The sequence below is a fragment of the Microbacterium sp. genome (genome assembly GCF_003248605.1).
Lineage (GTDB): Bacteria > Actinomycetota > Actinomycetes > Actinomycetales > Microbacteriaceae > Microbacterium.
In genome coordinates, this window is the sequence record NZ_QFPF01000133.1 from 1 (window position 1) to 5,766 (window position 5,766).

The following is a 5,766-nucleotide window of genomic DNA, read 5'->3' on the forward strand; positions in this document are numbered from 1 at the left end:
GTAGAGCAGGATCGTCGAGAGCGTCTCGACGCTCGAGATGAGGACGATGCCCAGGCCCACGCCGAGCGTCGCGACGAAGGCGACGCGGAAGGGGTTCTGGATCTTCATGGGCTCTCCTGCCGCCGCTCGAGCCGACGCGAGCGGTGTCGTCAGAATACGGCTCCGCGATCGCGAAGCCGCGCGCCACTCGCTCGGGGCTGACATTCAGGTCGTCTTCGGTAGGCTGGAACGTCCGATTCCGCGCCCTACGGGTGGCGCGTCGATGAAGGAGTTCGATCTTTGCGTTTCGTGTGGGCCGTCGCGGCGTTCGTTCTGGCCGCGCTGCTGATCGTCACCGGCATCGCCCAGAGGACGGTGTTCCTCGGGCCGAGGACGACGGAGGTGGCGGTCTCCGTCGATCAGCCGCTGCCGTTCACGCTGCTCGACGGTGCAGTCCTGGCCAGCATGCCGGGGGCGCAGACCCTGACCGCCGAGGGCGAGGGTGAGCTCTTCGCGGCCTACGGTCGCACCGCCGATCTGGGCGCCTGGCTCTCCGACGTCGAGTACAACGTCGTGACACTGGATGCCGACGGCGACATCGTCAGCCGTGTCGTCGAGCCCGAGGTTGCAGAAGAATCCGCCGACGCCGCGGAGCAGCCCGCGGAGGGCGAGCAGCCCGCGGAGGGCGCGGACACGGCGCCCGTCAACCGCAACCCCGCGGGGTCCGATCTGTGGCTCGATGAGTTCACCGACACCGACACGCTGACGGCGCGTCTGCAGCTTCCGGCCGACATGAGTGTTCTGCTCGCGGCCGACGGCACCGCCGCCGCGCCCGGGACGGTCGAGGTGTCGTGGCCGGTGAACAACTCCACCCCGTGGGCGGGTCCGCTCATCGTCGCGGGCGGAATCATGATGGCTCTGGGCGTCTTCCTCTACATCCTCGGCGTGCGGCACGTCCGCCGCTCCCGCGGCCCCCGGCGCAAGGGCCTGCCGCCGCTGCCCGAGACGCAGCCGCTCGAGACCATCCCCGACGGCGAGAAGAAGGGCGTCATCACCGCGGCACCCGCCGGACGCCGCGGGATCTCGCGCGGTCGGGCGTTCGTGGCCCTCCCGATCGTGACGGTGGCCACGCTCGCCTTCTCGGGATGCTCGGCCGAGGCATGGCCGCAGCTGGGCCCCACGCCCACGCCGAGTCCCACATCCACAGTCCTCGCCGCCGAGAACCAGCAGCAGCCGGCCGTCACCGAGACCCAGGCTCAGCGCATCCTCACGCGTATCGCGCAGACCGTCGCGGATGCGGACGCGGCGGGAGACGAAGAGCTCGCCGCCACGCGGCTGGCCGGAGCGGTCCTCGATGAGCGCAAGGCCAACTACACGATCCGAGAGAGCGTGGCAGATCACGCGCCGCTCTCGCCGATCCCCACCGATCCGCTGCAGATCGTGCTGCCACAGGCGTTCGACGGCTGGCCGCGCACGTTCATGACGGTCGTGGCGGATGACGCCGACGACGCCGCAGCCCCGACGATCGCCGTGATGACCCAGGAGGACGCGTGGTCGCCGTACAAGGTGACCTACCTCGCCAACCTCGCCGCGGCGGCCGAGTTCCCCGGTGGGGTCGCACCCTCGACCATCGGCGCGACGCTCGTGCCGCCGGACTCCTCCTTCCTCGTCGTTCCTCCCCAGGACATCGCGGCCGCCTACGCCGACGTGCTCAACAACGGCGAGAACAGTGAGAGCTTCGATCTCTTCCAAGAGGAGGGCGACCAGTTCCGCGTGCGCATCGCGGAGGATCGTCGCAGCAGGCTCGAGACGTTCAACCAGACGGGCGCCGAGACGGGCAGCCTCACCTTCTCGTCATCGGCCGGCGCGTACGAGCCGGTGGCACTGGCCACCCTCGAATCCGGGGCGATCGTGGCCGTGAGCGTCACCGACACCGACACCGTGCGCGCGACCAACAGCGACGCGGTGATCCGTCTCGACGGCAACCCGACCGTGGAGGCCCTCGCGGGTACGAGCACCTCGCCGGCGGGATTCCAGACCAACTTCTCCGACCAGCTCTTCTTCTATGTGCCCAACCAGGCCGACGGCGGGCAGATCCAACTGCTCGGCTACGCCTCCAACATCCTCAGTGCGGGAGTCATCCAGTGAGTCAGAATGCCGCCCCCGGAGCCGTCATGCGCGGCGCCGTAGACCTGTCCACCCTGCGCAACCGTCCGCAGCAGCCGGCATCTCCCACGGCGGGTGCCGCCGAGGCCGCACCCGCTCCCGCGGCAACAGACGCCCCCCGCGTGCCGTCCCTCGTGCTGGATGTCACCGATGCGACCTTCCCCGCGATCCTCGAGCTCTCGCAGCGCGTGCCGGTCGTCGTCGACCTGTGGGCGGAGTGGTGCGGCCCGTGCAAGCAGCTCAGCCCGGCGCTCGAGCGAGTCGTCACCGAGCTCGCCGGTCGGGTCGTGCTCGCGAAGGTCGACGTCGACGCCAACCCGCAGCTCGCCCAGGCATTCCGTGCGCAGTCGATCCCCATGGTGGTCGCGCTGGTGGGCGGACAGCCGGTGCCGCTGTTCACCGGTGCCGTGCCCGAACAGCAGGTGCGGGAGGTCTTCGCCCAGTTGCTCCAAGTCGCGGCGCAGAACGGGGTGACCGGCACGGTTCAGGTCGAGGGTGCGCCGGAGGACACCGGCGAAGAGTCCGAGCCGCCGATGCCGCCGCTGCACGCCGAGGCGTTCGCGGCGATCGAAGAGGGGGACTACGCGCGAGCGATCGTTGCGTACGAGAAGGCCCTCGCGGAGAACCCCCGCGATGACGAGGCCCGCGCAGGCCTCGGGCAGGTGCGTCTGCTCGACCGGGTGCAGGGGGTCGACCTGCAGCAGGCGCGGCAGGCCGCGGCCGCGGCCCCGCTCGAGGTCGAACCGCAGTTCGTCGTCGCCGATCTGGATGTCGCCGGCGGTCACGTCGAGGACGCCTTCGGCCGGCTGCTGGAGCTGTTCGCCGCGCTCGCCCCCGAAGAGCGGGGCGTCGTGCGCGAGCGTCTGCTCGAACTGTTCGGCGTTGTCGGCGACGCCGACCCACGGGTGCTCCAGGCGCGGACGCGACTGGCTTCGCTTCTGTTCTGAACGCCGATCGATGCGGGGGCGGGTCGGCGCCCCCGCATCGTGTCAGCCCTGCGTCGGGGAAGGCACGTGCGCCTCGGGTGCGTGGCGCAGCCACAGCACGCCGAGCGGCGGCAGAACGAGGGATGCCCGGGCCCGGGCGTCCGAGCCGCGATCGCTCGCGTGCACCATGCCCAGGTTGCCCACTCCCGACCCGCCGAACTCCGCCGCGTCGGAGTTGAGGATCTCCTCCCAGACGCCGCGCTCGGGCATGTCGAGTTCGAAGCCGTGCACGGGAACGCCGGAGAAGTTGCAGATGACGGCGACCGTGTTGCCGTGCCCGTCCCGCCGGGCGAACGCGACGACATTGGGGTTGTGGTGCGGGCCCCAGATCCTCGAGAACGCGGAGCCGTCGCCATCGCGCGCCCACAGCGGGGCGTTGTCGCGGTAGACGGCGTTGAGGTTCGACACGAACGCCTGCAACTGCGCGTGCGAGGGCTGGTCCAGCATCCACCAATCCAGGCCCCGGCCCTCGGACCACTCGGAGAGCTGACCGAACTCCTGGCCCATGAACAGCAGCTGCTTGCCCGGGTGGCCCCACTGGAAGGCGAGGAAGGCACGGGCGTTGGCGAGCTTCTGCCAGTGGTCACCCGGCATGCGTGCGAGGAGGGACCCCTTGCCGTGCACGACCTCGTCGTGGCTGATGGGCAGCATGTACTTCTCGCTGAAGGAGTACACGAACGTGAACGTGATCTCGCCCTCGTGGTGCGCCCGGTACATGGGGTCCCGCCCGAAGTACACGAGCGAGTCGTTCATCCAGCCCATGTTCCACTTGAAGCCGAAGCCCAGGCCCGCGTGGTCGGTGGGCGCTGTCACGCCGGGGAAGCTCGTGGACTCCTCCGCGATCATCGCGATCCCCGGGTAACGCTTGTACGCGGTGGCGTTGACCTCCTGCAAGAAGGAGATCGCCTCGAGGTTCTCACGCCCGCCGTGCACGTTGGGAACCCAGTCGCCCTCCTCCCTCGAGTAGTCCAGGTAGAGCATCGAGGCGACCGCATCGACGCGCAGTCCGTCGACGTGGAACTCCTCGAACCAGTACAGGGCGTTCGCGACGAGGAAGTTGCGCACCTCGCGCCGGCCATAGTCGAAGATGTAGGTGCCCCAGTCGCGGTGTTCTCCGCGGCGGGGATCGGGGTGCTCGTACAGCGCCTGCCCGTCGAAGCGGGCCAGCGCGAAATCGTCCTTGGGAAAGTGTCCCGGCACCCAGTCCATGATCACGCCGATGCCGGCCTGGTGCAGGCGATCGATCAGGTGACGCAGGTCGTCGGGGGTGCCGTAGCGGCTCGTGGGGGCGTAATAGCCCGTGACCTGGTAGCCCCACGATCCGCCGAAGGGATGCTCGGCGAGGGGGAGGAATTCGACGTGGGTGAATCCGAGGGACTGCACGTGGCCGATCAGCTGGTCGGCGGCATCCCGGTACGACAGGCCCGGCCGCCACGACCCCAGGTGCACCTCGTACACAGACATGGGGCGGTGCTGCGGGTTGACGCGCGCGCGGGCGGTCATCCACGCGTCGTCGCCCCACGCATGGCGGGCCTTGGTGACCACGGAGGCCGTCGCCGGCGGCACCTCGGCCCAGCGCGCCATCGGGTCGGCCTTGGTCACCCACGGACCCTGTTTGGTGAGCAGTTCGAACTTGTATGCGGAGCCCTCTCCGACGCCGGGGACGAAGAGCTCCCACACGCCGCTCGAGCCCATCGACCGCATGGGGTGGCCCTGGCCGTCCCAGCTGTTGAAATCGCCGACCACGCGCACCGCGCGCGCATCCGGAGCCCACACGGTGAACGCGGTGCCCTGAACGCCCTGGAGAACCCGGAGGTGCGCACCCATCACGCGCCATAGCTCCTCGTGTCGGCCCTCGGCGATCAGGTGCAGGTCGAGTTCGCCGATCGCGGGCGCGAAGCGGTACGGGTCCTCGGCGCTCCACACCGGCGCGCCCTCGTACGTCGCATCGATGCGATACGGCCGCATGGGCCCGCGGTGCGCGCCCTCCCACACCCCGCTGCGCACGTGACGCAGAGTCACGGCGCTGTCGTCGTCCAGAACGACCGTCACGGTCTCCGCGAGAGGCCGGCGAACGCGGATCGTCGTCGAGACGGTGCCCCGGTCATCCGTCACGGAGTGGGCGCCGAGCACCCCGTGGGGGGCGTAGTGCGACCCGGTGGCCACCAGGTCGATGTCTTCGTCGGTCACGGTCATCGTGTGCTCCTCACGTGCAGGATGTGCACCGGCTCGACGAAAGCGTCGAGGCGCACATAGTTGTGGTCGCTCCACGTCCATACCTCGCCCGTGACGAGGTCTTCGACCTCGAAGGGCTCGCCCGGGGTGACTCCCCAGATGCGGGTGTCGAGATGGATCGTGGTCTCGCGCGCCGAATGCGGATCGACGTTGGCCACGACCAGGATGGTGTCGGACTCGCCCGTGGGGGAGAGCGCGGCATCGAGGTGCTTGGAGTAGACCAGCACCGCGTCGTCGTCGCTCCAGTGCGCGCTGAAGTTGCGCAGCTGGCCGAGGGCCGGGTGCGCGCGCCGCACGCGATTGAGCAGACGCAGGTAGGGCGCGAGCGAGTCGCCGTGCGACTCGGCGGCGTCCCAGTCGCGCAGCTTGTACTCGTACTTCTCGTTGTCGATGTTCTCTT

The 5,766-nt window shown here is 69.7% G+C and carries 3 protein-coding genes and 2 pseudogenes; 2 read left to right on the plus strand and 3 right to left on the minus strand.

Annotation, left to right across the window (positions count from 1 at the left end):
- Positions 1 to 108: pseudogene (locus DI573_RS13495) on the minus strand (AI-2E family transporter); the annotation flags it as partial.
- Positions 109 to 288: 180 nt separating this feature from the next.
- On the opposite strand from DI573_RS13495, the gene DI573_RS13500 reads away from it, so the two are divergent.
- A complete protein-coding gene (locus tag DI573_RS13500) occupies positions 289 to 2,127 on the plus strand; it encodes a glycosyl transferase (RefSeq protein WP_292815337.1) in 1,839 nt (612 codons plus the stop codon).
- A 26-nt stretch (positions 2,128 to 2,153) separates the two neighbouring features.
- Complete coding sequence (locus tag DI573_RS13505) at positions 2,154 to 3,092, plus strand: tetratricopeptide repeat protein (RefSeq protein WP_292815340.1); 939 nt, start codon at positions 2,154 to 2,156, stop codon at positions 3,090 to 3,092.
- Positions 3,093 to 3,134: 42 nt separating this feature from the next.
- Here DI573_RS13505 and glgB read toward each other — a convergent pair whose 3' ends face one another.
- Both glgB and DI573_RS13515 read right to left on the minus strand, forming a co-directional pair.
- A complete protein-coding gene (gene glgB, locus DI573_RS13510) occupies positions 3,135 to 5,327 on the minus strand; it encodes a 1,4-alpha-glucan branching protein GlgB (protein WP_292815334.1) in 2,193 nt (730 codons plus the stop codon).
- Positions 5,324 to 5,766 (minus strand): annotated as a pseudogene (locus DI573_RS13515) (alpha-1,4-glucan--maltose-1-phosphate maltosyltransferase); the annotation flags it as partial. The pseudogene DI573_RS13515 and the gene glgB, both read right to left, overlap by 4 nt.

Bases quoted from the DNA above. Each gene is read 5' to 3' on its own strand.
- DI573_RS13505 (WP_292815340.1), top strand. From the start codon at position 2,154: ATGCGCGGCGCCGTAGACCTGTCCACCCTGCGCAACCGTCCGCAGCAG.
- glgB (WP_292815334.1), bottom strand. From the start codon at position 5,327: ATGACCGTGACCGACGAAGACATCGACCTGGTGGCCACCGGGTCGCAC.